We start from the raw sequence: 25,203 nt of genomic DNA, 5'->3' as shown, positions 1-25,203 counted from the left end.
CCGGTTCCGAAGCGATTCCGGCTGCGTCCATGCCCACCCTGCTGATTGGCGGGCTTCTGCTTCTTATCGGCCCCTGAGCGCCGGCTGGGCAGTTGTGCCTGGGCACTCAGGGGGACGCAGGAACACCAGAACCCCTTCGAGCGCCCACACGGTGCATTGACCAGAGGACCTTTTCCATGACCTCCGCGAACAAGTCCGACAAGGACCGCGTTGTTATTTTCGACACCACCCTGCGCGACGGCGAGCAATGCCCCGGCGCCACCATGACTTTCGAGGAGAAGCTCGAGGTCGCCGAGATGCTCGACGACATGGGCATCGATATCATCGAAGCCGGTTTCCCGATCGCGTCGGTCGGCGATTTCGAGGCGGTTGCGGAGATCGCAAAGAACGCCAAAAACGCGGTGATCGCGGGTCTGGCCCGCGCCATTCCCGGCGACATCGCCCGTGCCGGCGAAGCGGTGCGCCACGCACGGCGGGGCCGCATCCACACCTTCGTCTCCACTTCGCCGATCCATCTGGCGCATCAGATGCGCAAGAGCGAGGCCGAGGTTCTGGAGATCATCACCGCGACGGTGACGCAGGCCCGCAACCTGGTCGAGGATGTCGAATGGTCGGCGATGGATGCGACCCGTACCCCGATCGACTATCTGTGCAAATGCGTGGAGACCGCGATTGCGGCCGGCGCCACCACCGTCAACCTGCCGGACACCGTCGGCTATGCGGTGCCGGACGAGTACCGGCGGATGTTCAGGACCATCCGCGAGCGGGTGCCGAACGCCGACAAGGCAATCTTCTCGGTGCACTGTCATGACGATCTGGGTCTCGCCGTCGCCAACTCGCTGGCCGGCGTCGAGGGCGGCGCGCGCCAGGTGGAATCCACCATCAACGGCATCGGCGAGCGGGCGGGCAACGCGGCGCTGGAAGAAGTCGTGATGGCGATCAAGACCCGCGGCGACGTCATGCCGTACTGGTGCAACGTCGAGAGCACGATGCTGACCCGCGCCTCCAAGCTGGTGTCGGCGGCGACCTCGTTCCCGGTCCAGTACAACAAGGCGATCGTCGGCCGGAACGCGTTCGCGCACGAGAGCGGCATTCATCAGGACGGTATGCTGAAGAACGCGCAGACCTACGAGATCATGACGCCCGAGAGCGTCGGCGTGAAGCAGACCTCGCTGGTGATGGGCAAGCATTCCGGCCGCCATGCCTTCCAGCACAAGCTCGAGGAACTGGGCTACAAGCTGGCCGAGAACCAGTTGCAGGATGCGTTCGTGCGTTTCAAGGCACTGGCCGACCGCAAGAAGGACATCTACGACGAGGACATCGTTGCGCTGGTCGACGAGGAAATGGCCGCGTCGCACGATCGCATCAAGCTGACCTCGCTGACCGTGATCGCGGGAACTCATGGTCCGCAGCGCGCGACCATGAAGCTCACGGTCGATGGCCAAACCAGGATCGAGGAAGCCGAGGGCAACGGTCCGGTGGACGCGGTGTTCAACTGCATCAAGAGGCTGGTGCCGCACGAGGCCAAGCTCGATCTCTATCAGGTTCATGCGGTGACCCACGGCACCGACGCGCAGGCGGAAGTGTCGGTGCGTCTCAGCCAGGACGGCCGCGCGATGACATCGAAGGCCGCTGATCCGGACACGCTGGTGGCGTCCGCCAAGGCCTATCTCGGTGCGCTCAACAAGATCGTCATGAAGCATCAGCGCGACGTGCCTTCGGCCGCCGCCGCGAGCTGATCCTCTCACTGCAATGACGAAACGAATCGGACGGCGCCTCGCGGCGCCGTTTGTATTTGCGATACTGTTCCCGCGCGCGCCGTATCTTGAAATGCTTTCCGTTGGTTTAATTGCATAAGATTACATCTTCGTAAGAGAGGCTACTGTTGCCAAGATGTAATTTGCGTCGCCCGCCGTAGGCATCCATCTTCCTCGGACCTTGCAAAGGAGGGTTCCAATGAAGAAGGCCATTCTCGCCGGTGTCGCAGCGTTCGCCATCGCAGGTTCGACCGCAGTATATGCGCACCAGCATCGCTCCTGGTCCCATGATCACGTGCAGCTCAGTCCGCAGGACAGGACGGCTCTCGCCGATGCGCGGATCGCGGCGGTTCACGCCGGCCTTACGCTGAAGCCTGAGCAGGAGAAGCTGTGGCCACCGGTGGAGAAGGCGATTCGTGATTTCGCCAAGCTGCGGATCGACCGCGCCAACGCCAAGAAGGAGAGCAAGAACGAGGCCAAGAAAGGTGACGCGCAGAAGAAGCAGGAGCCTGTCGATCAGGTGGCTCGCCTGCGCTCGCGCGCCGATCGCATGGCTGAGACCGCGGCGGCTTTGAAGACGATCGCCGATGCCGCCGACCCGCTTTACAAGACCCTCGACGACGGCCAGAAGCGGCGCCTGATGGTTCTCACCCGCATGGCCCACGGGTTCGGCGGGATGGGGTGGCACCATCATCGCTTTGACCGCGGCGGCGATCGGTTCGGTCACAACGACCATGACCGGGGCGGCTCCGGCGGCGGCCATGACGAGCAGAAGCCCGGGCAGCTCTGACAGCACCGATCCGAGGTCGCCACGATATGAGGAAGCCGCCGGATTCGGCGGCTTTTTCACGTTTTGCAAAAGTTGCGGCGGAAGCGGGAAAGCGCCGTTGCCTTGCTGGACATCGCGGTTTCGCTTTGCTAAATGGACCCCGTCCGGCAAGGGAATTTCGGACAGCTCCGGGCGATTAGCTCAGTTGGTAGAGCAGCTGACTCTTAATCAGCGGGTCGTAGGTTCGAGCCCTACATCGCCCACCAATCGCAAAGTAATAGTCACACCAGCTTCTGCAAATCTCCAAAAGTCATTTCTTTCTTCTTCACTCAAATGCAGAAGAACGCAGAAGATATACCTGTGCATCTGTGGATGACACCCTCATGGCAAGAACTATTCAGATGGTGACCTGCCGGCCAATCTCGACGACTTGATCGCTTGGCATGTTGAAGAAGTCGCTTACGTGAGTAGCGTTGCGCTCCATCATCGCGAACAATGCTTTCTGCCAGTGTGGCAAACCGTTGCCATCTTCTCGGCGGACTACGGCCTTCCCGCGCCATGCGCGAAAAGGCGTTGAAGCGTCTGACGGCCATGTCGAGGATCGGCTTGACGTGCTCTTGCCGCACGCCGTCGACGACATAGGCCGACACGCCGGCATGTATCGTCCGAAGGAATGGACCCGCCGCCGCGCGGTCCTACATTCCGACCGCGTGCACCTCGTCGATATAGGTCATGGCGCCGTAACGCTCGGCGAGATCGCAGATGCGGTTCACCGGCGGACGTCGCCGTCCATGGAATACAAGCTCTCGAACACGATCAGCTTCGGCCGGCTCGGATCAGCCGCAGCCAGAAGCTGTTCGAATGCGCCACGTCGTTATGGCGCAGCCTTTTCACTAACAGTTTGGGCTTGGTGCCTTGGATGGAAACGACGCAAGCGCCCAGCCGGGACTTGCGAACTGCAGTTGGCAATCTGATCGGCGGCTTTGTACTCACCGGGCCGCTCTACGTTGCCGGCAAACCCCGCGCGACCGCGCCTCTGGCTACGCCGGCGAAGGTGTCAGCAGAACTAGGGCATGACCGCGGCGATCTACGCGCGACGACCGATGGAAATTTGACTCAGCCGGATTTGCGGCATAAGATACACGAATAGTACGTGTTTTATTTGACGTTGATGCGGAAGAAGGGATTTCTCCAACCCCGCCGCACTGTAAGAAGTGGCACCTGATTTCGTCGACTGAGCGTGAATCGCCTACCTGCTGGAAAACGCTGGGGAGGGGTTATGATTCAGGAAGTCGTCTGGGGCGTCTCGATCGTGCTGATGGGGACGCTCGCCGCTGTATTCGTTTGGGTGGCGATAGGCGCAAATGCTACGCTCGCCGAAGCTGATTACGGGCCTGTCATCGCGTCCGCATATCGACTGCGCATCTGGCTGTTCGGCCTCGCCATTATCGTTCTGGTCGGGGCCAATTATGAGACCCTTGGCAAACTTCCCTACGTGTCGAGTATGTCTGCATCATCGTCTGCCAAAGCGGTGCAGCCCGTCGAGGCCGTCGCCGAGCAGTGGTCGTGGAGTATCAAACCAGACGCGTTTCGGGTCGGAGAGACGGCGGAATTTCACGTCGCCAGCAAGGACGTGAACCACGGCTTTGCGCTCTACGATCCAGACATGCGCATCGTTGCTCAAACCCAGGCGATGCCCGGATACGTCAACGTGCTGCGCTACACCTTCAATGAACCTGGTGTTTATCGGGTGTTGTGCCTCGAATATTGCGGCGTGGCGCATCACGAGATGACGGCGGAAATCAAAGTCTCCGAGCATTAAGAGGCGCGGCGCATTAAGCGGCGCAGCCAGGAGGATGCTATGACCGTCCAAGCCGTGCAAAGCCGGAGCGGGATGAGCGCGCGCGCCGCTGTTCTCGCCTACATAGTCGTGTCTGGACTTGTTCTGTTGCTGATGATGCTGCTCGGACTGACGATGCGCCTGGCGCAGGCGCAATGGATCAGTATCCAGCCTGATTTCTTCTACGTCATCATGACGATGCATGGCGCCGGCATGGTCGGTATCGCCGGTTTGAGCGGTGCTGCGGTGATGTGGTATTTTGTGCGTCGCCATGTGCCGGTGTCGACGGCGGTGTTCGTCGCCAATCTGGTGTTCTTCCTGATCGGCGCCGTGCTCATTCTCGGTTCCGGGTTCATCGGCGGATTCGCCGCCGCCTGGACCTTCCTGTTCCCACTGCCCGCACATTCCGGCGAGCTTTGGTCGGTCAATGCAGCAGCTTCCTACATGGTGGGCTTGCTGTTCATCGGCGTCGGCTTTCTGCTGCTGCATCTCGACATCGCCCGCGGCATTCTTTCCGTCTATGGCGGGCTGGGCGCGGCGCTCGGTGTCAAGCAAGTCTTAGGTCTGGCGCCGGAAGATGAAGGGCCACCGGCTGCCGTTACCGCATCGACGATGGTGCTGATCGTCAACATCCTCGGCATCCTGCTCGGCGCCGCAGTGCTCGTTGTCTCGCTTGTCAATTTGTACGTGCCAAGCTTCACCTTCAACGCGTTGGCGGCGAAGAATATGATTTTTTTCTTCGGGCACGTCTTTATCAACGCCACGATCTACATGGCGGTGATCGCGGTCTACGAGATCTTGCCTGTCTTTACCCATCGCAAGTGGAAGACGAACCGTGCATTCTATTTGGCTTGGGTGCTCTCGACGATGATGGTGTTGGCCGTCTACCCGCATCATTTGCTGATGGACTTTGCCATGCCGACCTGGGTGCTGATCGCCAGCCAGATCATCTCCTGGCTGAGCGGCCTGCCGGTGCTGCTGGTGACTGCCTTCGGCGCGCTCACCAATGTCTATCGTTCCGGGATCAAGTGGACCGTACCGGCGGGCCTTGTCTTCGTCGGAGTGGCCGGCTGGGCGATCGGCGTCATCCCGGCGATCGCCGATGGAACCATCGAGGTGAACAGCTTCATGCACAACACGCAATGGGTACCCGGCCACTTCCATACCTATTTGCTGCTTGGCATGGTGGCGATGTTCTTCGGCTTCATGACCTACCTTGTCCCAAGGACGACGGGTGCCTTGCTGCCATTCGGCTTCTGGCTCTACCTCGTCGGCGGCTCGGTATTCGTGCTTTCCTTCCTCGCCGCCGGAAGCGTCAGCGTACCGCGCCGCTATGCGGTGCATCTGCCGGAGTGGTTGCCTTATGACCGGGTGGCCTCGATCGGCGGGACGCTGGCGGTGCTGGGGGCATTGATCCTGGTGCTGAATTTCGTCATCGGTTTGCCATCGGCAATGCGCGAGGAAGCCGAAGCATGATGACTCGCGGCTTTCTCCCTCTGCTTGCGATCGTCGCTGCGACAGGAATCGCGGCGCTCGCTTGGGAGACCGATGGATTTCGCGTCGTCACCAGCGCCGGCGCGCGGCAATTGTCCATTGAACGCACGCCGCTTCTCCTCCCGGATGTGCGACTGGTCGATCAGGACGGTCATGCCTTCGCGTTGAGTTCGTACAAGGGCAGGCCCGTCCTGGTCGACTTCATTTACACCCGCTGCCCGACGCTGTGCGGCGTGCTCGGCGATGACTTTCATGGCGTGCTGCAACTTATGCGCCGCGCGGGAGCCGGCGCGCCGCTCGACTTGCTCAGCATCAGCTTCGATCCGCAAAACGACGATCGGGAGGCGTTGCAGCTTTACGGCGACCGCTATGGCGCGAAGGCGCCGCGCTGGCGGATCGCCGCGCCCGCCGACGAGCGCGGCCTTGCCGCGTTGAAGCAAAGCTTCGGCGTCGTTGTTATCCCCGACGGCATGGGCGGCTTCATTCATAACAGCGCCGTCTATCTCGTCGACGCACGAGGGCGCCTGGTCCGCATCCTCGATCCCGATTCGCCTCCACAGCTCCTCGCTGACGCGCTGCGCGAGTCATTGCCATGAGCCCCCGCTTGTGTTTCGTGGCCGTCATCGGATCATGGCTCGCCCTGTGGCTGTGGCCGGTGCGCATCGCTCTCGAGAGCGACATGGCCGTGCATATGACGATACAGGTGCCTCTGCTGATCGGCATCGGCTTGTTGCTTGCGAGCGGTGTCCGCGCATATGAGCCGCGCTGGCTCGCCGATGCCGACTGGCTCGGTATCCCCGGCATCGTGATGGTAGTGTTGGGCACTTCTTTCTGGATGCTGCCGCGCGCCCTCGATAGGGCGGTCGCGGATCCGTTGGTCGATGCAGCCAAGTTCCTGAGTCTGCCGCTGCTGGTGGGGTTACCCCTGGGCCTGTCCTGGCGCCGCATGCCGCCACTCGGCCGCGCGTTCATCTGGGCTAATTTCATTCCCAAGCTGGGCGCGATCGGCGGCCTCTATCTGGCGGCGCCAACGCGGCTTTGCGCCTATTATCGACTCGACCAGCAGGCCGTGGCCGGCTGGACGCTGATCGTCCTTGCTGTCGTGCTGGGCCTGCTATGGTTCATCGTCGCGTTCGTCGGCTATCGTCCCCGCATCATATCTCTCACGGGGCAGATGAGTCATCGATGACCATCGATCGGCCAAGGACGTCCGCCGGAATTTTTCAGCCGAGTACAATCACAAGTGTGGCGATAGTCAGGACCTTGTTGCGCGGAGCGCTTATTCACTGATCGCTCTCGGGTTGGGTCGAAGCTGGTTACGCAAGCGATCACGCCCACACGCGGTCGGCAATCATCGCGAGCGCCAACGATGCCCCTGCCAGCGGGAAGATCACGCAGAGCATCAGCCAGCCGTGCGCGCTGTCGGCAAAGCCGACCAGCGTGCGAGCATAGACATGGGGAAGGGCACGTCAGCGCCCTTCAAACTCCACCCTCTGAACTTGCAACGGGAGTGCCGGTCTTCCCGATTCCGAGTTGCCCGTGCTGCTCGCACCGCCTGCGAAAGCGACCGACCGAGTGTCGCGCGCAATTGATTTTCGCCAACTTTAAATCTACTTGGGATAGAATTTTTCGTTTATAACAACTGTTGCTAGAAAATATTATCTGTGCGAAATATTTGCGCGGCACGTTCAGCGGCATCCGTCTCGTGCCGCAGTGCGTTGACAATACGCCAGCCATACCCAGCCATAAATGTGTGTCTCCGGAGCAAATATGCGACCCCTTATTCTGGTCTTCGTCCTCCTGAATTTTTCCTTTGTCACATCATCTTTGGCGGATGAGTCTGGTCCGGTCTTCGTTGACCAGGGCTCAGCCTGGGATGCGTCCAGCCGCACCGATTTCTACACACGCGATCAAGGCTCGCGCCTCATCCCTTTTGCGTGGCTCAAAGCGTTAAAGCAAGCTGATGGCGCTCCCTTTCTCTCCGATAGTTTGGCGAGATACGGATATTTGCCCGGCCCTGAAGATTCGATCGGGCTTCCGGTGGGATTTCACGCAACTGGCCCGACCGGCGCGAAGGTCGTTGGAATGACGTGCTCCGCCTGTCACACCCGTCAGATCAAGGTCGGAGAACGGCAGTATCGTATAGATGGGGGACCGGCACTCGTCGATTTCCAGGCGTTTCTGGGTGACCTCGATAAGGCGATGGCGCGCGCAACGTCCGACGATGCCGCGTTCCAGACATTTGCTGCTTCCGTCCTCCAGACGGCCAAGCCTGACAGCGATAAAGTCGCCGCGCTACGGAGCGACGTTGACGCATGGTACGTTCGCTATCACACCATTGTCGATCGATCGCTTCCCAATCCCGGATGGGGACTGGGCCGCCTCGATGCAGTTGGCATGATCTTCAATCGCGTGACCGGGTTGGGTATCGGTCCAGAGCCGTCGTTTCTGATTCCGGAGAACATTCACAGAGCCGATGCACCGGTACGTTATCCTTTTCTCTGGAATGCGCCCAAACAGGACAAGACACAGTGGCCAGGCTTCGCGGACAACGGGAGTGATATCCTCGGGCTGGCCCGGAATGTCGGCGAAGTGATGGGCGTGTTCGGTGACTATCAGCCCACGCGCAAGGGTCTGATTATCGACTTCTTGAACAATAACTCAGCGAATTTCGACGGGCTGCAAAAGCTCGAGGATCTTGCGAAGAAGATTGGACCGCCGAAATGGCCATGGTCCGTCGATATCGCATTGGCGGCCAAGGGCAAGGCGATCTTTGAACGATCGACCGCTGACGGCGGGTGCCAAGAATGCCACGGTGAGAAAGCCGGCAAGGTGCGTTTTCCATTTCAGCAGACCTGGGCGACGCCAATTCAAAATGTCGGGACGGACACACGTGAATACGATATCCTGGGATGGACGGCCAAATCAGGAGTCCTGAAAGGTGCTTACATTCCGTTCGCGACGAAGCCTTTGAAGGAAACAGACCTCGCGTTCAATATCTTATCGACCTCGGTGATAGGTACGATCGGAGAGCATGTCGTGAGCTTCGCGACCAGCTCGTCACACCGGACGTTTGGCAAAGCCATCGAACCCGGTGCTGCGCCGAGTGCATCAGAGTCCGTAGACGCCACTCGACTCCCATCCGTTTTGCAGGACTTGCCGGGCGCATTCAGGTTTCCTGACGCCGCTGCAACTCTCGAAACCCGGCATCGACTTAACATGGAAGCTGAAAGCCCGACGCCTCCGAAGGGCGCCTATGAATCGCGGGTCCTTCAGGGCATTTGGGCGGCCGCGCCGTACCTGCACAATGGTTCGGTCGCAAGTCTTGCCGAATTGCTTAAGCCCGCAAGCCAGCGACAGCAGCGGTTCGCGATCGGTCCCGACTATGACACAAATAATATCGGTATTGCTTCAAATCAGGCCCAGACCGGCAATGTTCGCGAGACGACCGGTTGTGACGATCTGAACTCTGGTAATAGTCGCTGCGGCCACGAATTTGGGACGAGTCTACCGGATACTGACAAGAAAGCTCTTCTCGAATATCTGAAAACGCTTTGAACAGTTTTGGTCCGCTTGGCGATCGGCCTGCGTGAGAGCGTTTTCGAGCGAAGTGGATTCCGGTTCGCGTGAAGAAAACCCGTCAAATCAAAATCATAGAGCTTCGCTTCTGATTCCATCAGAAGCGAGGCTCTAGCGTTGGTCGCGGGTCAGAAATAATCTCTATCTCATCGAGCGCGCGCGAGAATAGGTCGGTTCTTCTCTCGACCCGTCGACAGGGGAGAGCCGACCAACACTTTCAGTGGCTCGACAACGATCGTCGCCGGCACGCTGCTCTGACGAATGATGACAGCCAGACGCTGTCACGCGCTCGCAGGCTTTCCGGCTGCCTTGCGCTATGACCGGATCGCGGCGCCACGGCAAGCTCTGTTGAGTGATTACTTTTTCACAGTGGGCGGTGGGTCGATTGCGCGTTTGACCCATTGGCCGAGAACATAGAACGCCACAAACATAAGCGTGGCAATTGCAGCGATTGTGAAATCCGAGAACTCGTCTTTGAATGTCCTGGCAAGGATAGTGATAGCGACGAGCCCAACTCCAAAAACAGATAGCGAGGCAACTGTGGCAGTTTGTTTTGGGGTCACTTTAGTCTCCGCGTGATAGATCGTGGGCTTTGATCGCCGATAAGCAGACCAGTTGCTCATGGCGAGGATTAGAACATAAAGGCAGCAAATATCGAGCCCGTTCTGGTTTGCAGGTGTCAATATTTTTTAGTGAAATCAAACGGGCGCGACCAGCCAGGTTTGAAGACATATCCATCCGAGGTTGCTGTTGGTCCGGTTCAGCGGATCGCAGATTCAGCCCTTGTGCGCCCACCACGCCTCAGGCCTCCACATCCCTCCATTATTGCGGCGCATTGCAGCCCGTGGTGGCAGATGGCAAACTCGGTGCGAGTAGCAATGCTGACCCGGTTTGGTCGTGTGCGTTCAATCCGATCGGGGGAGAGGAAAAACCGGGATGGCGGGTCTGTATTTCGAGCAGTTTTCTGTCGGGCAAACCTTCGTTCATGAAATCCGGCGAACCGTCACCGACATGGACAACATTCTGTTCTCGTCGCTGACCTGCAATCCGGCCGCTGTGCACATCGATCACGAATATGCCAAATCGACTGAATTCGGCAAACCGTTGATGAATTCGATTTTTACGCTGGGCCTCATCATAGGACTTTCGGTGCAGGACACGACGCTCGGGACCACGGTCGGAAACCTCGGCATGGAGGAAACCAGATTTCCGCGTCCGGTTTTCGCCGGCGATACCTTGCGCGCGGAATCGAAAGTGGTCGCCGTTCGCGCCAGCAAGTCGCGTCCGACGCAGGGTATCGTCACGTTTGAGCATCGCGGATTCAACCAGCGTGATGAGGAGGTGGTGTTCTGCCGCCGCAACGCGCTGATGATGCGGAGGCCGGCATGAAGTTGCGTTCGCTTCTGTTCGTCCCGGCCGACAGCGATCGCAAGTTCGCCAGGGCCGACACCTGCGGCGCCGACGCGCTGATCCTCGATCTGGAAGATTCGGTCGCGCCCGGCCGCAAGGCGTTTGCGCGTGAAGCGGTGAAGAACCTGCTCGGCGCGGCGACGCGCAACTGGCGGTTTCTGGTGCGGATCAATCCGCTCGGAACGGGGCTGACGCTGGAGGATCTCGTCGCCGTCGTTCGTCCGGGGCTGGACGGCATCCTGATTCCGAAGGTCAACGGCATTCAGGACGTCGAGCTGATTTCGCACTATGTCGATGTCCTGGAGGTTGCCGTCGGCATTCCCGCCGGGCATGTGAAGCTGCTGGTGTTGGCCACCGAGACGCCGGCCGCGATGTTCGGCTTTGCCGGCTATGTCACGCCGAGTTCAAGTCCAAGCTCAAGGCTGGTGGCCATGACATGGGGCGCGGAAGACCTTAGCGCCGCGCTCGGCGCGCTCACCAATAAAGAACCGAACGGCGATTGGACGTTCCCTTATCAGGTCGCGCGTGCCCAATGTGTTTTCGCTGCCAACGCGGCGGGCGTTCTCGCGCTCGAAACCCTGTACGGCGATTACAAGGATCAGGCCGGCCTCGCAGAGAGTTGCCGGATTGCGCGCCGAGACGGGTTCGTCGGGCGTCTCGCGATACATCCGGATCAGGTTGCTATTATCAACGCCTGCTTCACCCCGTCCGACGCCGATCTGGCTCACGCCCGTCGCGTCGTTGCGGCCTTCGCCAGCCAACCCGACGTCGGCACGGTGGGCATCGACGGCAAGATGTATGATAGGCCGCACCTGGTCGCGGCGAAGCGAGCGTTGGCCTCGGTTGGCGAGACCATCGACGAATGAGCGTCAGGGGTTCGCGGAAGCATGCGGCCGTCGCCGCGCTGCCCGCCGCCTGCTGAAAGCGAAATGGCGCGGCATCAAAGATTGCTGTCGGTGATGGCCGCATACACCATGGTGCGAAGCTCGCGCCGGATCGGATAGGCGCTCGACGGCAGCACCTGCGTCATGAATATGGCGATCAGCTCTTCCGCCGGATCGATCCAGAACGATGTCGTCGCAGCACCGCCCCAGGCATACTCGCCGGGGCTCCCGGGGATGAGTGTCTTTGCGGGGTCCATGGTCACGGAAAAGCCGAGGCCGAAGCCGATGCCGCTGTAGCTCGCTTCCGCAAACATCGATCGCGACATCTCCGGCAGGTCCCGGTTGCCCGGCAGGTGATTGGTTGTCATCAGCGCCAGCGTTTTCGGCCCGATCAGCCTGACGCCGCCGAGTTCGCCGCCGTTGAGCAGCGCCCGGCAGAAGGTGAGGTAGTCGGCCGCCGTCGAGCACAGACCGCCGCCGCCGGAAATGAATTCGGGCGGAGAGAGGAAGGAACTGGTCGCCGGATCGTCCTGCAACGCCAGGCTGCCCTTCGCGTTCGGCGAATGAAACGACGTCATGCCGGCTGCCGTCGCATTGTAGCAGGCCGCCAGGCGATGCGTTTTGTCGGCCGGGACGAAGAAGTCGGTGTCGGCCATTCCCAGCGGATTGAAAATGCGCTCTTTCAGGAATTGCTCGAACGGGATGCCGCTGATCTTGCCGACGAGATAGCCGATCACATCGGTGGACACCGAGTAGTTCCAGGCTTCGCCGGGCGAGAACTCCAGCGGGATATCGGCGAGGTCCGCGATCATCGAATCGAGCGTGCCGGCCATCTCAATCGTGCCGATCTGCCTGTCGCGATAGGCGGCGTCGACGTTGCTGCGCTGCTGGAAACCGTAAGTCAGCCCGGATGTATGCCGCAGCAGGTCGACGATCTGCATAGGTCGCGCCGGCGGTCTGGTCATGAAGGCGGGAGCGGTGCCGGCCTGGAACACGCCAAGGTTTTTCCACTCGGGAATGTACTTGTGAACCGGCTCGTCGAGCGCAACGAGGCCTTGCTCCACCAGCATCATGAACGCGACCGACGTAATCGGTTTGGTCATGGAATAGATGCGGAAGATGGTGTCGTCTTTCATCGGCACCTGGCGTTCGAGGTCGGCCAGACCCTGCACCGCGCTGTGCACGATGTTACCGCGCCGATAGACCACAAGCTGCGTGCCCGGAAACCGGCCCGCGTCGATGTATCGCCGCTTCAGATGGTCGTCGATCCGATCGAGCGCGGCCTTGGACATGCCGGCGGTTTCGGGAGAGGTGGGAGCGGAGGTTGGCATCTGGCGTCACTCCGGATCATCGAGTTGCCGCACGATATCGTGCGGCACGCCGGTTGAGGCTGGTGCGTCACTTAAATCGCAGATGCGAAGGGGTGACAATCCCGGGCCGGGTTATGCTAAATGCGGTGCGAGCGCGCTCGCGTGGCAGAAGGACTGGGGCGGAGGTTACATGGCAAACGATCAGACAATCCTGAGCCGTTCGGTTTGACGAGATGGCAGATCAACCAGTCCTGATCGTCGGCGCGGGCCACGCGGGCTTTCAGCTCGCGGTGTCGCTGCGTCAGGCGGGGTACGGCGGACCCGTCAGCCTCATCAATGACGAGCCGCATCTGCCCTATCAGCGGCCGCCGCTCTCGAAAGCCTATCTGAAAGGTGGTGGTCGCCCGGATTCGGTGATGTTCAGGCCGGAGAAATTCTATCACGACCAGCACGTCGACCTGATCGCGGATCGCGCCGTGGCCATCGATCGCAGCGCCCGCGAGCTGGTCTGTGCCTCCGGCGCGTCCCGGGCTTACAAACACCTTGTGCTGGCGACCGGCGCACGCAATCGCCTGCTCGATATCCCCAACGCCGGACTTGATGACGTACTCTATCTGCGCACGCTCGATGAAAGCGAGACGCTGCGGCAACGCTTCGGGGCCGGGGGGCGGGTGGTTGTCGTCGGCGCGGGCTTCATCGGGCTCGAATTCGCGGCGACCGCGCGGGCGAAGGGCCTCGAGGTCGATGTGGTGGAGCTGGCGCCGCGCGTCATGGCGCGCGCGGTCACACCGGAGATTTCGGAGTTTTTTCAGCGCCGCCACATCGAGGCGGGGATTCGTCTGCATTTCGGCGTGCAGGCAACGAGCATCACCAGCAACGACGGCCGCGTGACCGGCGTCACCTTGAGCGATGGCCGGCAACTCGTGGCCGACCTCGTGGTGGTCGGCGTCGGCGTTCTGCCCAACGTCGAACTGGCGGCGGAGGCGGATCTGCCGGTTGCCTCCGGCATCATCGTCGATGAGCACCTGCTCACCGCCGATCCGGATATTTCGGCAATCGGCGACTGCGCGCTGTTTGCGAGCGTTCGCTTCGGTGCGCCGCTGCGGCTCGAATCCGTGCAGAACGCGACCGATCAGGCTCGCTGCGTAGCGGCGCGGTTGACCGGCGACACAAAGAGTTATGACGGCCTGCCGTGGTTCTGGAGCGATCAGGGCGCGGACAAGCTACAGATCGCGGGCCTGACCACCGGTTACGATCAGGTCGTGGTGCGGGGAAACGCCGGGGAGGGATCGTTCTCGGCGTTCTGTTACAAGGCCGGCCGCCTGATCGGAGTCGAATCCGTCAATCGCGGGTCGGATCACGTCTTCGGCCGCCGCATTCTCGCGGTGAACGGTTCGATCGCACCAGATCAGGCCGCCGATCTCGCTTTCGATCTCAAGAAAGCGCTGGCCTGAATTCCTGTCGGCAACGCGGACGCGGCTCGTACGGATGCCCTGGCGCGATAGCCGAAAGCTTCCATTGAACGATCGGTGGCGCTTATCGTTCGTGCCGCAATCGGCGCGGGACGAACAGGCTTCGACGTTGACGTCTTTGTGCGAATTACAAATCTAGCTGCGGATGTCACGGCTGCATAACTGTATAGTGTCCGCAACGATGAGGCACAACGACGACCGGGTTCGATGCCGGTGAAGCGCATCCTGTAACAGTCGGTCGCCTGAACGCGCGCGAGGTTCCTGAGCCGGGATCACGAGAGGAGAGAACGATGACGGTCTATTCCGGCCCGGTCTTCGACATGGCAGTCCAGCAATTCGGGGTCATCGCCAATCATCTGTCGATCCCGATGGACGAGCGCGAGCGCATCCTGATGCCGAAGCGGGCGATCACGGTTTCCTGCCCGATCCATCGCGACGACGGCTCGATCACGGTTTTCGAGGGCTACCGCGTGCAGCATCACCTGACGATGGGCCCGACCAAGGGCGGCACGCGCTTCGCGCCTAGCGTGGACATCGGCGAGGTGGCCGCGCTTGCCATCTGGATGAGCTGGAAATGCGCGCTGGCCGGGTTGCCTTATGGCGGGGCCAAGGGCGGCGTCAGGGTCGATCCCGCATCGATTTCGAAGCGCGAACTGGAAGGGCTGTCGCGCCGCTACATGCAGGAGATGATTCCGTTCGTCGGGCCGCACACCGATGTGATGGCGCCGGACATGGGCACCAATGAGCAGGTGATGGCGTGGTTCATGGATACGTACTCCATGTACCATGGCCGCACCGTCACCGAGATCGTCACCGGCAAGCCGGTGAGTTCAGGCGGCACGCTCGGCCGCCGCGAAGCCACCGGCCGCGGCGTTGCCTATCTCGCCCGCCGCGTGATGAAGGACCTCGACATCGCGTTCGATGGCGCGACCGCGGTTGTTCAGGGCTTTGGCAACGTCGGCTCCCAGGCGGCGCTCGAACTTTACAATTCCGGCGTCAAGGTCATCGCGGTGGGAGATCACACCGGCGCGCTTTATGACAGGAAGGGGCTGGATATTCCCGCGCTGATGCGCCATGCCGCCGCGCACGGGAGCATCGCCGGCTATTCCAACCAGCTTCACTACGATCCCGCCGCCATCCTGACGGTGCCGTGCGACGTGCTCGTTCCCGCCGCCGTGGAGCGCGTGATCGATGCGCATGTCGCCGAGAACCTGAAATGCCGCGTGCTGGCAGAAGGCGCCAATGGGCCGACGACGCCGGAGGCCGATCTGATCCTGGAGAAGCGCCAGCGCGAGATTTTCCTGATCCCCGACATCCTCTGCAATTCGGGCGGCGTGGTGGTCAGTTATTTCGAATGGGTGCAGGACCTTCAGCAACTGTTCTGGGAAGAAGAGGAAGTGATGCGCCGCGAATACCAGATCCTGGACCGGGCGTTCGACCAGATGGTCCGCCGCGCGAAAAAGGACAACATCCCGCATCGCACCGCGGCGATGGCGCTGGGTGTCGAGAAGGTGCGGGCCGCGAAGACCACGCGGGGACTTTTTCCGTGATCGCCGAGCTGCCCGAGACGGAGCGACGGGGGCATTCATGACCTCCGTATCGGCGATCGCGCGGATTCATCTCAATCTTTAGTCGAATGAGGATTGATGCGATGCAGCATTTTCTTGACAGCGGGGAGGTGAGTGCTTACTCACGTCGCCATGAGCAATCTGCGGATGACCAGCGATCTGCGCCGGGAATTGATTCTGAGCGCCGCGAAGCAATGCTTTGCGCGCTATGGATTCGCAGGCACCACGACCAAGAGCGTTGCCGCCGCCGCCTCGATCTCCGAGGCGTTATTGTTCAAACACTTTCCGACCAAGTCGGCGCTCTATGCGGAAATTCTGGCTGAGGCCTGTCAGGCGGATCCGGCGCTGCATCGCTTGCTCGATCGCGAGCCTTCGACGGAAACGCTGGTCGTTCTCATCCGCGGCATGGTCGAGCACTTCCTGAATGCCTCCGCCTCGCCGGATCAGCAGGAGGCACAACGCCTGCGCCTCATGATCTCAAGCCAGCTCGACGACGGCGAATTCGCCCGATTGCTGTACGAAAAGATCCGGGACCTGATAGGTCGGGCCTTCACGACCTCGCTCGAGCGTGCGATCGCCGCCGGGGATGCGGTGCCGGTCGGACGCGAGCCGCTCAATCTGTTCTGGTTTGCTCATCACACGGTTCTCATGATGGTTCTGACCAAGCTTCCCTCCGTTCCGACCCTGTCGTACGGCGCCGCGCCCGGCCTGGAGCGGCAGATCTGTGAATTCATTCTTCGCGGAGTCGGCCTGAACGCAGCGGCGATTGCCTTGCATCTGGACAAGCAACCTGTATTCAACGCCGCCCACGCGCCGGCCGCAGAAAGTGCATGACATGACGGTAACAAGGCAAGGCAGTACCGGCGACAAGACCGACGTTTCGGCGCGTGACCTGAGCGGGAAGTCTCACGCGCGTCCGGTGCGCATGAGGCGCTGGTTCATCGTCATCGGCTTGCTGCTGGCGGTGCTCGTCGCCGGGCTGGTCGGGTTTAATGCGTTCCGCGCCCACATGATCGCGCAGTTCTTCGCCAACAACAAGCCGCCGCCGGTGACGATCAGCGCGGTCGAGGCGAAGTCCGAGGTGCTGCCGAACCTGCAGCGGGCTGTCGGCAGCCTCGCCGCGGTGCATCAGGTCAACGTCACGTCCGACGTCAACGGCCGCATCACCGACATCCTGTTCACCGCCGGCAGCCACGTCATCAAGGGCACGCCGCTGGTGCAACTGTTCGACAAGCCGGACCAGGGCGATCTCGCCAGCTTCAAGGCGCAGGCGACCGTCGCGCGACTCGCGCTGGAGAGGGCGCAGCAGCTCAAGGCGCGTCAGGTCGGCCCGCAAGTCACCGTGGATCAGGCGCAGGCCGCGTTCGACCAGGCCAATGCCGGCATCGCCAAGACCGAGGCGATCATTTCGCAGAAGCTGGTGCGCGCGCCGTTCGACGGCGTGCTCGGCGTGCGTCAGGTGGAAGTGGGACAATTTCTCACCGCCGGTACGCAGATCGTGTCGCTGACCGATCTCTCGACGCTGTACGCCAATTTCACCGTCACTGAAAAGGACAGCGGCCGGCTCAAAGTCGGCCAGACTGTACGAGTGTCGGTCGATGCTTATCCGGGCAAGGAGTTCGACGGCAAGATCACCACCATCGAGCCGCAGATTTCGACCGACACCCGCAACATTCGCGTCCAGGCGACCATCACCAACCCCGGCGATATCCTGAAACCCGGCATGTTCGCGAATGTGATCGTGGTGCTGCCTGACAAGCCGGCGGTCATCACGGTGCCGGAAACCGCAGTCGAGTACACGCTGTATGGCGACTCCGTCTATCTCATCAAGGAGAAGAAGGAGGATGACGGCAAGACCAGCTTGACCGCCGAGCGAACCTTCGTGCGCACCGGCGACCGGATCCACGGGCGTGCGGTAATCGAGAAAGGGCTGAAGCCCGGCGACAAGGTCGCTGCGGTCGGCCAGCTCAAGCTGCAGTCGGGCGCCGCGGTCGAGATCTCGCAGGATCCGCTGCCGCCGATCCCGGAGAAGCCGCCGCTGAACTGATTCCCGAGCCGGGACCGCCAAGGGGGCGGCCCGCATCGATCGAACGTCTCGCGGCCATGCTCCGATCAGCGGAGCGGCCCCGTGTCAACGGAGCGCCTGCAATGGCATTCACCGATATCTTCATCAAGCGGCCGGTGTTGTCGGTCGTCGTCAGCCTGCTGATCCTGCTGATCGGCCTGGCGGCGGCCTTCAATCTGCCGATCCGGCAGTATCCGAAGCTGTCCAACACCGTGATTACGGTCACCACGGTCTATCCGGGCGCGTCGCCGGAATTGATGCAGGGCTTTATCACCACGCCGATCGAGCAGGCGGTCGCATCGGCTGAGGGCGTCGACTACATCACCTCAGCCTCGACCCAGAGCCAGAGCCAGATCAAGGTCTACGTCAAATTGAACTTCGATCCGAACGCCGCGCTCACCGAGGTGCTGTCGAAAGTCAATTCGGTGAGGTACCTGATCCCGAAGGAAGCCAACGACCCGGTGATTCTGAAGTCCACCGGCGAGACCACGGCGGTGATGTATATCGGCTTCTCCAGCGACGAACTGTCGGGCTCGGCGATCTCCGACTACCTGACGCGCGTGGTGCAGCCGATCCTCTCGACCGTGGACGGCGTGGCCTCGGCCGACATCCTCGGCGGCCAGACCTTCGCGATGCGCGTCTGGCTCGATCCGGTGAAAATGGCCGGGCGCAACGTGTCGACCACGGAGGTCGCGGCCGCGATCGCCGCCAACAACTTCCAGGCGGCGGCCGGCCAGACCAAGGGCTACTACACGATCTCCAACGTCTCGACCAATACCGACCTGCAGAACGTCGAGCAGTTCAAGCGCATGACCGTGAAGGCCAAGGACGGCGGATTCGTGCGCATGGAGGATATCGCAGATGTTCAGCTTACCGCGCAGAGCACCGATGCGAGCGTCGCTTTCAGCGGCCAGCGCGCGATCTTCATCGGCGTGCAGGCGACCCCGCAGGGCAACCCGCTGAATATCGTCGAGGGTGTGCGGGCGCTGTTCCCCGACATCGAGCGGAATCTTCCGCCGTCGATGAAGATGAAGGTGGCCTACGACTCGACCAAGTTCATCACCTCCTCGATCCACGAGGTGCAGAAGACCCTGATCGAGGCGGTCGCCATCGTCATCGTGGTGATCTTCCTGTTCCTCGCCTCGCTGCGCTCGGTCATCATCCCGGTGGTGACGATCCCGCTGTCGCTGATCGGCGTCTGCGCGCTGATGATGGCGGCCGGATTCAGCTTCAATCTGCTGACGCTGCTGGCGATGGTGCTGGCCATCGGTCTCGTGGTCGATGACGCCATCGTGGTGGTGGAAAACATCTACCGCCATATCGAGGAGGGCAAGACGCCGGTTCAGGCGTCGTTGCAGGGCGCGCGTGAAATCGTCGGCCCGGTCGTTTCGATGACGATCACGCTGGCCGCGGTGTATGCGCCGATCGGCTTTCTCGGTGGCCTCACCGGCGCGCTGTTCCGCGAATTCGCCTTCACGCTGGCGGGGGCGGTGATCGTCTCCGGCGTCATCGCGCTGACGCTGTCGCCGATGATGTGCTCGGTGCTGCTGAAGCACGGCGGGCAGGGCTGGTTCGCCACCAAGGTCGACAAGATCTTCACCTCGGTCACGCACTGGTACGGCCGCAGGCTGGACCGTTCGCTCGACTACCGGCCGATCACGGCGCTGTTCGCGGTGACGATCCTCGGGCTCGTCGGCTTCCTCTACATGAACACATCAAAGGAGCTGGCGCCGGAGGAGGATCAGGGCATCGTATTCGCGGTCATCAAGGGGCCGAAATACGCCAATATCGACTACATGGATTTTTACGGCGACAAGCTCGACAAGAAGTTTGCGAGCTTTCCCGAGACCGACCTGCGCTTCATGATCAACGGTACCAACGGCATCAACAACGGCATTGCCGGCATGTTGCTGAAGCCGTGGGACGAGCGCACGCGGTCCGCGATGGATATCAAGCCGCTGGTGCAGGCCGACATCAGCAAGGTCGAGGGCGTGAGCGCCTTCGCCTTCAACCGGCCGCCGCTGCCGGGCGGTCCGGGCGGTCTGCCGGTGCAGATGGTGCTCTACACCACGGCCGGTTTCCAGGCGGTCTATGAGGAGATGAACAAGCTGAAGGAGGCGGCGCGCAAAAGCGGCCTGTTCATCGTCAGCGACAGCGATCTCGACTTCAACCAACCGGTGGTGCGAGTCGCCATCGACCGGACCAAGGCGAACGACCTCGGCGTCAACATGCAGCAGATCGGCGCGACGCTCGCGACGCTGCTCGGCGGCAACTACGTGAACCGCTTCAACCTCCAGGGACGCTCCTATCAGGTGATTCCGCAGGTACCGCGTGGCCTGCGCCTGTCGCCGGAATCGCTCGACGGCTACTATGTGCCGAGCATTACCGGCCAGCAGATTCCGCTGTCCACGCTGGTGACGATCAAGACGGACTCCGATCCCAACGCGCTGACGCACTACAACCAGCTCAATGCGGCGACCTTCCAGGCCGTGCCGATGCCGGGCGTGACGGTGGGCCACGCGGTGGACTTCCTCGAACAGCAAGCGAAAAATCTGCCGAAGGGATTCAGCCACGATTATCTCGCCGACGCACGACAATACGTAACGGAAGGCAATCAGCTCGCGATCGCTTTCGGCTTCGCGCTCATCATCATCTACCTGGTGCTGGCGGCGCAGTTCGAAAGCCTGCGCGATCCGCTCGTCATCATGATCAGCGTGCCGATGGCGATCTCGGGCGCGCTGATCCCGCTCTTCTTCGGGGTTGCGACCATCAACATCTATACCCAGGTGGGCCTGCTGACGTTGATCGGCCTCATCAGCAAACACGGCATCCTGATGGTCGAATTCGCCAACGAACTGCAGCTCAAGGAGGGTCTCGACAAACGCTCGGCGATCGAGATGGCGGCGCGGGTCCGACTGCGCCCGATCCTGATGACGACCGCGGCGATGGTCACCGGCCTGCTGCCGCTGCTGACGGCATCGGGCGCGGGGGCGGCGAGCCGGTTCTCGATCGGTCTCGTCGTCGTGTCGGGCATGATGATTGGAACGATGTTCACCCTGTTCGTGCTTCCGGCCGTCTATGTGGCGATTGCAACCGATCACCTGGCCGGCGCCGGGTCGGAGCGCAACAAGCAGATTGCCGATTTTGACTCGAAGGCGCTGCGGCCGACGTAACCCGGCAATACCGTATCGGTCGACAGGAGTTCGAACCTGCGTAGCGGCCTTTGATCGCAGCTTTCGGCAACCGATCCGAAAGCCGTCGTTGCTCGCATCATGCGTGCTCCGCCGTTTTGGCGGTTTCGGATCGGTACGTGACGCCGACGGGTTTGCGCCACCGAACGGCGATACTTAAGTTGGAATGATAACGTTCGGCGAGGCCGAACGATTTTTGGGTTCGGAGAGCCGTGTGGCGCTGGTCAAAGCCGATGTTCTGGTCCTGGGTGCGGGAATTGTCGGCGTTTCGGCCGCGTTGCATCTCCAGAAGCGAGGGCGGGATGTCATCCTCGTTGACAGGCACGAAGGGGCTGGCGAGGAGACGAGTTATGGAAATGCCGGCCTGATCGAATGCGCGTCGGTTTTCCCTTATGTGTTTCCCTACGATTTGCGGCAGATTCTGCGTTATGCGCTGAACCGGTCCGCGGAAGCGCATTATCGTTTTCGCGATCTGCCGGCGTTTTTGCCGTGGCTGGTCCGGTATTTCCTGGCGTCCTCACCTGAACGTGCGTTCCGCAGCGCGATGGCCGCCTTGCCGCTGATCAGGCGCAGCCTTGTCGAGCATGAAGCGCTGATCGCAGAGGCCGGTGTGCCTCAACTCCTGCGCCGGACGGGTTGGATCAAGCTGTTCCGGTCGAATGCGACGCTCGACAAGGGCCTCGCCGACCTCGAACGTATCCGCCGGTATGGGGTCGAAGCGGATGTTCTTGACGATAAAGCGATCGCCGTTCGCGAGCCCAACCTGTCGGGAACGTTCGCCGGTGCCATTCACTGGCCGGCGCCGGGCTTTATTCCGGATCCGGGAGCATTGACGAAAGCCTATGCGGCGTTGTTCGTGCGTCGCGGCGGCCGTTTCATCGCGGCCGACGCGCGGACGCTGATGCAAAGCGAAGCGTCATGGCGTGTCGATGGCCCGAACGGAGCGTTGAGCGGGCGCGAGGCCGTGATTGCCCTGGGGCCGTGGTCGGATGATGTATTCCGTCGGCTCGGTTACAACATGCCGCTCGGCATCAAGCGCGGCTATCACCTGCATCTGGCGCCGCGCGGCAATGCGGTGCTCAATCATCCCGTTCTCGATTCGGATCGCGGTTATCTGCTGGCGCCGATGAATCGCGGCATTCGCCTGACGACCGGCGCGGAATTCGCTCGTCGCGATGCGCCGCCGTCACCGGTGCAGATCGAGCGAACGCTTCCCATGGCGCGCGAGTTGTTCCCGCTGGGCGGCGCGATCGATGCGACGCCGTGGATGGGAAGGCGCCCGTGCATGCCCGACATGCTGCCGGTGATCGGAAAAGCGGCGCGCCATGCCGGATTGTGGTTCGACTTCGGACACCAGCATCACGGCCTGACGCTGGGGCCGGTCACAGGCCGGCTGCTGGCCGAAATGATGACGGGCGAGGAGCCGTTGGCCGATCCGAGACCGTTTGCCGCAGAGCGCTTTGGCTGAACCTCCGTTCGCGGTTTCGCATCGCGTCATGATTGCTTGCGCCACCGGCGCTCTCGGCGATACTGCTCTCCCGCGGGTATATCCAGGCCGATTCAGGAGCGCGCCATGAAAGTGAATATCGAGATCGACTGTACGCCGCTCGAGGCCCGCCAGTTTATGGGGCTTCCAGACGTGCAACCGATGCAGAACGCCGTGATGGACAAGCTCCAGCAGAAGATGGCGGAGAACATCGACAAGTTCTCGCCGGAAGCGATCCTGCAGAACTGGTTTACCTTCGATCCGAAGATGGCCGAGCGCTTTCAGGACATGTTCGTCAACATGTCGGGATTCGGAACAGGCCGGACAAAAGACAAAAAGTAGACGCGTCCGGCGACGCCATGCATCCGTCGAGCGCCGGCTTCGCCCGCCGGGCCTCTGCCTGCCGCTTGATGTCGCCGATTCATGACATCGTGGTGCTCGCCACAAGGCGACGTTCATTCGGGGATCGTGAGCGGTCGGGTCCGCAGGACGTTACCGCAAAAGCGGCCTGTCAAATCCTGTATTGTCAAATCCAATTGAGAACGGCGGTCGCGCGCCCCATAATAGCGACGTCGGACTGAGAAGGACATGTCGTGTCGCCCGATCCCCACCTCACCGTTTACGCCGGCTTTCTGGTTGGCCTCGTTTTCGGCGTGGTCGGCCTGCTGAGCGGCTTCTGCCTGATGAGCAGCTTGCGCGGATATTGGGGGCAGGGCGATGGACGATTAGTCCGGACCTACGCGCTGGCGATCGGTGTCGCGGTCGCCGCCACGCAACTGCTCGCCGGCGCGGGCCTCGTCGATCCGGGAAAATCGATTTATTTGCAGCCGTCGTTCTCGGCGCCCCTGATGTTCGCGGGCGGTATAATTTTCGGTTACGGCATGGTGCTGTCGAATGGTTGCGGATCGCGCGCACTGATTCTGCTGGGACGCGGCAATCTTCGCTCGCTGGTGGTGGTGATCGTTCTCGGTATCGCGGCACAGATGACCCTGAAGGGCCTGATCGCGCCGGCGCGCATCGCCGTGCTGCAAGCCAGCCAGGCCACGCCGAACGTCACCTCGCTGCCGGCGCTGGCGGGGACGCTCGGCTTGAGCGCGTCGCTTGCACGGGCGCTCGCTGCCCTCGCGGTCAGTGGCGTGCTGATCGCCTTCGCGTTTTCACATGCGGCATTCCGGCGTTCCTGGGGCCAGATCGCGGCCGGCCTGATTGTCGGTCTCCTCGTTGCCGCCGGATGGTATGCGACCGGCTATCTCGGCGCCGACGATTTCAATCCGGTGCCGGTCACGTCGATCACGTTCGTCGCACCCGTCGCCGATACCGTGCAATACATGATGCTGTCGACCGGCCTGACGATGAATTTCGGCGTCGCGCTGGTGCCTGGAGTCGTGCTCGGAAGCCTCGTCACCGCGCTGGTGACGCGCCGTTTTCATCTCGAGGCCTACCACTCGCCGCGTCACATGCTGCGCTCGGTCACCGGCGCGGCGTTCATGGGCTCCGGCGGGGCGATGGCCTATGGATGTTCGGTCGGGCAGGGCCTGACCGGCCTTTCGACACTGGCGCTGGCGTCGTTTGTCGCCATCACCGGAATCGTCGTCGGAGCCGCGGTCGGTTTGCGCGGGCCGCTTCGCGTTCAGGCACTAACGTCCCCGCAGGATTCGGCCTCGGCTGCGCTCTAACCCGGCTCAGCTTTGCCGCGGGCGCTCCAGCGTCTCGAAATATCTCTCCAGCAGCTTCTCGCAATGCAGACGGCTCTCGGCACCCGGCTGCATGATCTGCCGCATCGCCAGACCATGGATGAAGATCAGCAACTGCTCGGAAACCACCTCGGCATCCGGACATGACGGAAGCTCTCCGGCATTGATCGCGCTTTCTATCAGCTTGGTCCATGCGGCCTGCTGCCTTTCGAATCGCTGGTTCTGATGCTTGCGCATCTCCGTGTCGCGCGTGCCGGCTGCCGTGTAATTGACCCAGAAGTGCCAGAAGCGGTCGGTCGACGATCGAAAGGCATGGCTGAAGACGAGGACCCTGAGCTGGGCCAGCGGTGAATCCGCGGAACTGTCGCATTCCCGCGGGGGCAGACAAGACGCCTGCAACGCGGCCATCATGAGCTTGTGCTTGTTGCCGAAGTGATAGTTGATGGTGCCGGTGCTGACGTTTGCGCGATCGGCGATCTGACGCATACTGGCGCCATCGATTCCGCTTTCCGATATCACCGCATGGACGGCGTCGAGTAAATTCTTACGTCTTTGAACCCGGCCCGGCCGTTTTCTGACCGCAGCTTTCGCTCTGCTATTCATAGACACCGCCGCCCACTTCCATTCCCAGCGGTCACTATAGGTAAAACGTTTTTGCTGTACAGCCGCAAACAACCGACGTGG

General features: G+C 61.6%; 20 protein-coding genes, 1 tRNA gene and 3 pseudogenes. 19 read left to right on the top strand and 5 right to left on the bottom strand.

Going from position 1 to position 25,203, the window contains the following annotated elements; translation table 11 throughout:
* Positions 1 to 176: 176 nt before the first annotated feature.
* The 3 genes from NHAM_RS13915 (at position 177) to NHAM_RS13905 (ending at position 2,792) form a co-directional block, all read left to right on the top strand.
* Positions 177 to 1,739, top strand: coding sequence for a 2-isopropylmalate synthase (locus NHAM_RS13915; RefSeq protein WP_011511160.1), 1,563 nt, complete (start codon positions 177 to 179; stop codon positions 1,737 to 1,739).
* 217 nt (positions 1,740 to 1,956) lie between these two features.
* The gene (locus tag NHAM_RS13910; RefSeq protein WP_011511159.1) at positions 1,957 to 2,547 is read left to right on the top strand and encodes a Spy/CpxP family protein refolding chaperone; all 591 of its coding nucleotides are present in this window, start codon (positions 1,957 to 1,959) and stop codon (positions 2,545 to 2,547) included.
* A 169-nt stretch (positions 2,548 to 2,716) separates the two neighbouring features.
* Positions 2,717 to 2,792, top strand: a tRNA-Lys gene (locus tag NHAM_RS13905).
* Between the two features lie 131 nt (positions 2,793 to 2,923).
* On the opposite strand, the pseudogene NHAM_RS29295 reads toward NHAM_RS13905, so the two are convergent.
* The 3 pseudogenes from NHAM_RS29295 to NHAM_RS24980 form a co-directional block, all read right to left on the bottom strand.
* Positions 2,924 to 3,058 (bottom strand): annotated as a pseudogene (locus tag NHAM_RS29295) (KUP/HAK/KT family potassium transporter); the annotation flags it as partial.
* A 16-nt stretch (positions 3,059 to 3,074) separates the two neighbouring features.
* Positions 3,075 to 3,185: pseudogene (locus NHAM_RS28235) on the bottom strand (two-component system response regulator); the annotation flags it as partial.
* Positions 3,166 to 3,417, bottom strand: a pseudogene (locus NHAM_RS24980) (aminotransferase class I/II-fold pyridoxal phosphate-dependent enzyme); the annotation flags it as partial. The pseudogenes NHAM_RS28235 and NHAM_RS24980, both read right to left, overlap by 20 nt.
* A gap of 388 nt (positions 3,418 to 3,805) precedes the next feature.
* On the opposite strand from NHAM_RS24980, the gene NHAM_RS13895 reads away from it, so the two are divergent.
* From NHAM_RS13895 to NHAM_RS13860, 8 genes are all read left to right on the top strand, one after another.
* Positions 3,806 to 4,348 carry a cytochrome c oxidase subunit II gene (locus NHAM_RS13895; protein ID WP_011511157.1) on the top strand — a complete coding sequence of 181 codons (543 nt, stop codon included), beginning with the start codon at positions 3,806 to 3,808 and terminating at the stop codon, positions 4,346 to 4,348.
* 39 nt (positions 4,349 to 4,387) lie between these two features.
* A complete protein-coding gene (locus NHAM_RS13890) occupies positions 4,388 to 5,842 on the top strand; it encodes a cbb3-type cytochrome c oxidase subunit I (protein WP_011511156.1) in 1,455 nt (484 codons plus the stop codon).
* The gene (locus NHAM_RS13885) at positions 5,839 to 6,456 is read left to right on the top strand and encodes an SCO family protein (protein WP_011511155.1); all 618 of its coding nucleotides are present in this window, start codon (positions 5,839 to 5,841) and stop codon (positions 6,454 to 6,456) included. The genes NHAM_RS13890 and NHAM_RS13885 overlap by 4 nt, the downstream gene beginning before the upstream one ends.
* 83 nt (positions 6,457 to 6,539) lie before the next feature.
* Positions 6,540 to 7,049 carry a hypothetical protein gene (locus tag NHAM_RS13880; RefSeq protein ID WP_157043630.1) on the top strand — a complete coding sequence of 170 codons (510 nt, stop codon included), beginning with the start codon at positions 6,540 to 6,542 and terminating at the stop codon, positions 7,047 to 7,049.
* A gap of 581 nt (positions 7,050 to 7,630) precedes the next feature.
* Positions 7,631 to 9,418, top strand: coding sequence for a di-heme-cytochrome C peroxidase (locus NHAM_RS13875; protein WP_011511153.1), 1,788 nt, complete (start codon positions 7,631 to 7,633; stop codon positions 9,416 to 9,418).
* Between the two features lie 186 nt (positions 9,419 to 9,604).
* Complete coding sequence (locus NHAM_RS29290) at positions 9,605 to 9,697, top strand: hypothetical protein (RefSeq protein ID WP_081435070.1); 93 nt, start codon at positions 9,605 to 9,607, stop codon at positions 9,695 to 9,697.
* Between the two features lie 639 nt (positions 9,698 to 10,336).
* Positions 10,337 to 10,828 carry a MaoC family dehydratase gene (locus NHAM_RS13865; protein WP_347336409.1) on the top strand — a complete coding sequence of 164 codons (492 nt, stop codon included), beginning with the start codon at positions 10,337 to 10,339 and terminating at the stop codon, positions 10,826 to 10,828.
* Positions 10,825 to 11,715, top strand: a complete 891-nt coding sequence (locus NHAM_RS13860; RefSeq protein ID WP_011511150.1) for an HpcH/HpaI aldolase/citrate lyase family protein — start codon at positions 10,825 to 10,827, stop codon at positions 11,713 to 11,715. The genes NHAM_RS13865 and NHAM_RS13860 overlap by 4 nt, the downstream gene beginning before the upstream one ends.
* Positions 11,716 to 11,789: 74 nt before the next feature.
* Here NHAM_RS13860 and NHAM_RS13855 read toward each other — a convergent pair whose 3' ends face one another.
* Positions 11,790 to 13,064 carry a serine hydrolase domain-containing protein gene (locus NHAM_RS13855; protein WP_011511149.1) on the bottom strand — a complete coding sequence of 425 codons (1,275 nt, stop codon included), beginning with the start codon at positions 13,062 to 13,064 and terminating at the stop codon, positions 11,790 to 11,792.
* A gap of 212 nt (positions 13,065 to 13,276) precedes the next feature.
* Here NHAM_RS13855 and NHAM_RS13850 point away from each other — a divergent pair, with 212 nt between their 5' ends.
* From NHAM_RS13850 to NHAM_RS13815, 8 genes are all read left to right on the top strand, one after another.
* Positions 13,277 to 14,497: an NAD(P)/FAD-dependent oxidoreductase gene (locus NHAM_RS13850; protein WP_011511148.1), complete on the top strand. Its 1,221-nt coding sequence runs from the start codon at positions 13,277 to 13,279 to the stop codon at positions 14,495 to 14,497.
* Between the two features lie 308 nt (positions 14,498 to 14,805).
* The gene (locus NHAM_RS13845) at positions 14,806 to 16,065 is read left to right on the top strand and encodes a Glu/Leu/Phe/Val family dehydrogenase (RefSeq protein WP_011511147.1); all 1,260 of its coding nucleotides are present in this window, start codon (positions 14,806 to 14,808) and stop codon (positions 16,063 to 16,065) included.
* Between the two features lie 150 nt (positions 16,066 to 16,215).
* Positions 16,216 to 16,917, top strand: a complete 702-nt coding sequence (locus NHAM_RS13840; protein WP_041359012.1) for a TetR/AcrR family transcriptional regulator — start codon at positions 16,216 to 16,218, stop codon at positions 16,915 to 16,917.
* A 1-nt stretch (position 16,918) separates the two neighbouring features.
* Positions 16,919 to 18,130: an efflux RND transporter periplasmic adaptor subunit gene (locus NHAM_RS13835; protein ID WP_011511145.1), complete on the top strand. Its 1,212-nt coding sequence runs from the start codon at positions 16,919 to 16,921 to the stop codon at positions 18,128 to 18,130.
* A 101-nt stretch (positions 18,131 to 18,231) separates the two neighbouring features.
* Positions 18,232 to 21,321 (top strand): multidrug efflux RND transporter permease subunit, encoded by a 3,090-nt coding sequence (locus tag NHAM_RS13830; RefSeq protein ID WP_011511144.1) that lies wholly within the window; start codon positions 18,232 to 18,234, stop codon positions 21,319 to 21,321.
* A 184-nt stretch (positions 21,322 to 21,505) separates the two neighbouring features.
* Positions 21,506 to 22,807, top strand: coding sequence for an NAD(P)/FAD-dependent oxidoreductase (locus tag NHAM_RS13825; protein ID WP_011511143.1), 1,302 nt, complete (start codon positions 21,506 to 21,508; stop codon positions 22,805 to 22,807).
* A gap of 105 nt (positions 22,808 to 22,912) precedes the next feature.
* Positions 22,913 to 23,167 (top strand): DUF6489 family protein, encoded by a 255-nt coding sequence (locus NHAM_RS13820; protein WP_011511142.1) that lies wholly within the window; start codon positions 22,913 to 22,915, stop codon positions 23,165 to 23,167.
* Positions 23,168 to 23,418: 251 nt separating this feature from the next.
* Complete coding sequence (locus tag NHAM_RS13815; RefSeq protein ID WP_011511141.1) at positions 23,419 to 24,501, top strand: YeeE/YedE family protein; 1,083 nt, start codon at positions 23,419 to 23,421, stop codon at positions 24,499 to 24,501.
* A gap of 6 nt (positions 24,502 to 24,507) precedes the next feature.
* On the opposite strand, the gene NHAM_RS13810 is transcribed toward NHAM_RS13815, so the two are convergent.
* A complete protein-coding gene (locus NHAM_RS13810; RefSeq protein WP_011511140.1) occupies positions 24,508 to 25,122 on the bottom strand; it encodes a TetR/AcrR family transcriptional regulator in 615 nt (204 codons plus the stop codon).
* Between the last annotated feature and the right edge of the window lie 81 nt (positions 25,123 to 25,203).

This window comes from Nitrobacter hamburgensis X14 (genome assembly GCF_000013885.1).
Taxonomy (GTDB): domain Bacteria; phylum Pseudomonadota; class Alphaproteobacteria; order Rhizobiales; family Xanthobacteraceae; genus Nitrobacter; species Nitrobacter hamburgensis.
Note: the sequence above shows the minus strand (reverse complement) of the source record. Positions and strands in the feature narration are given on the sequence as shown.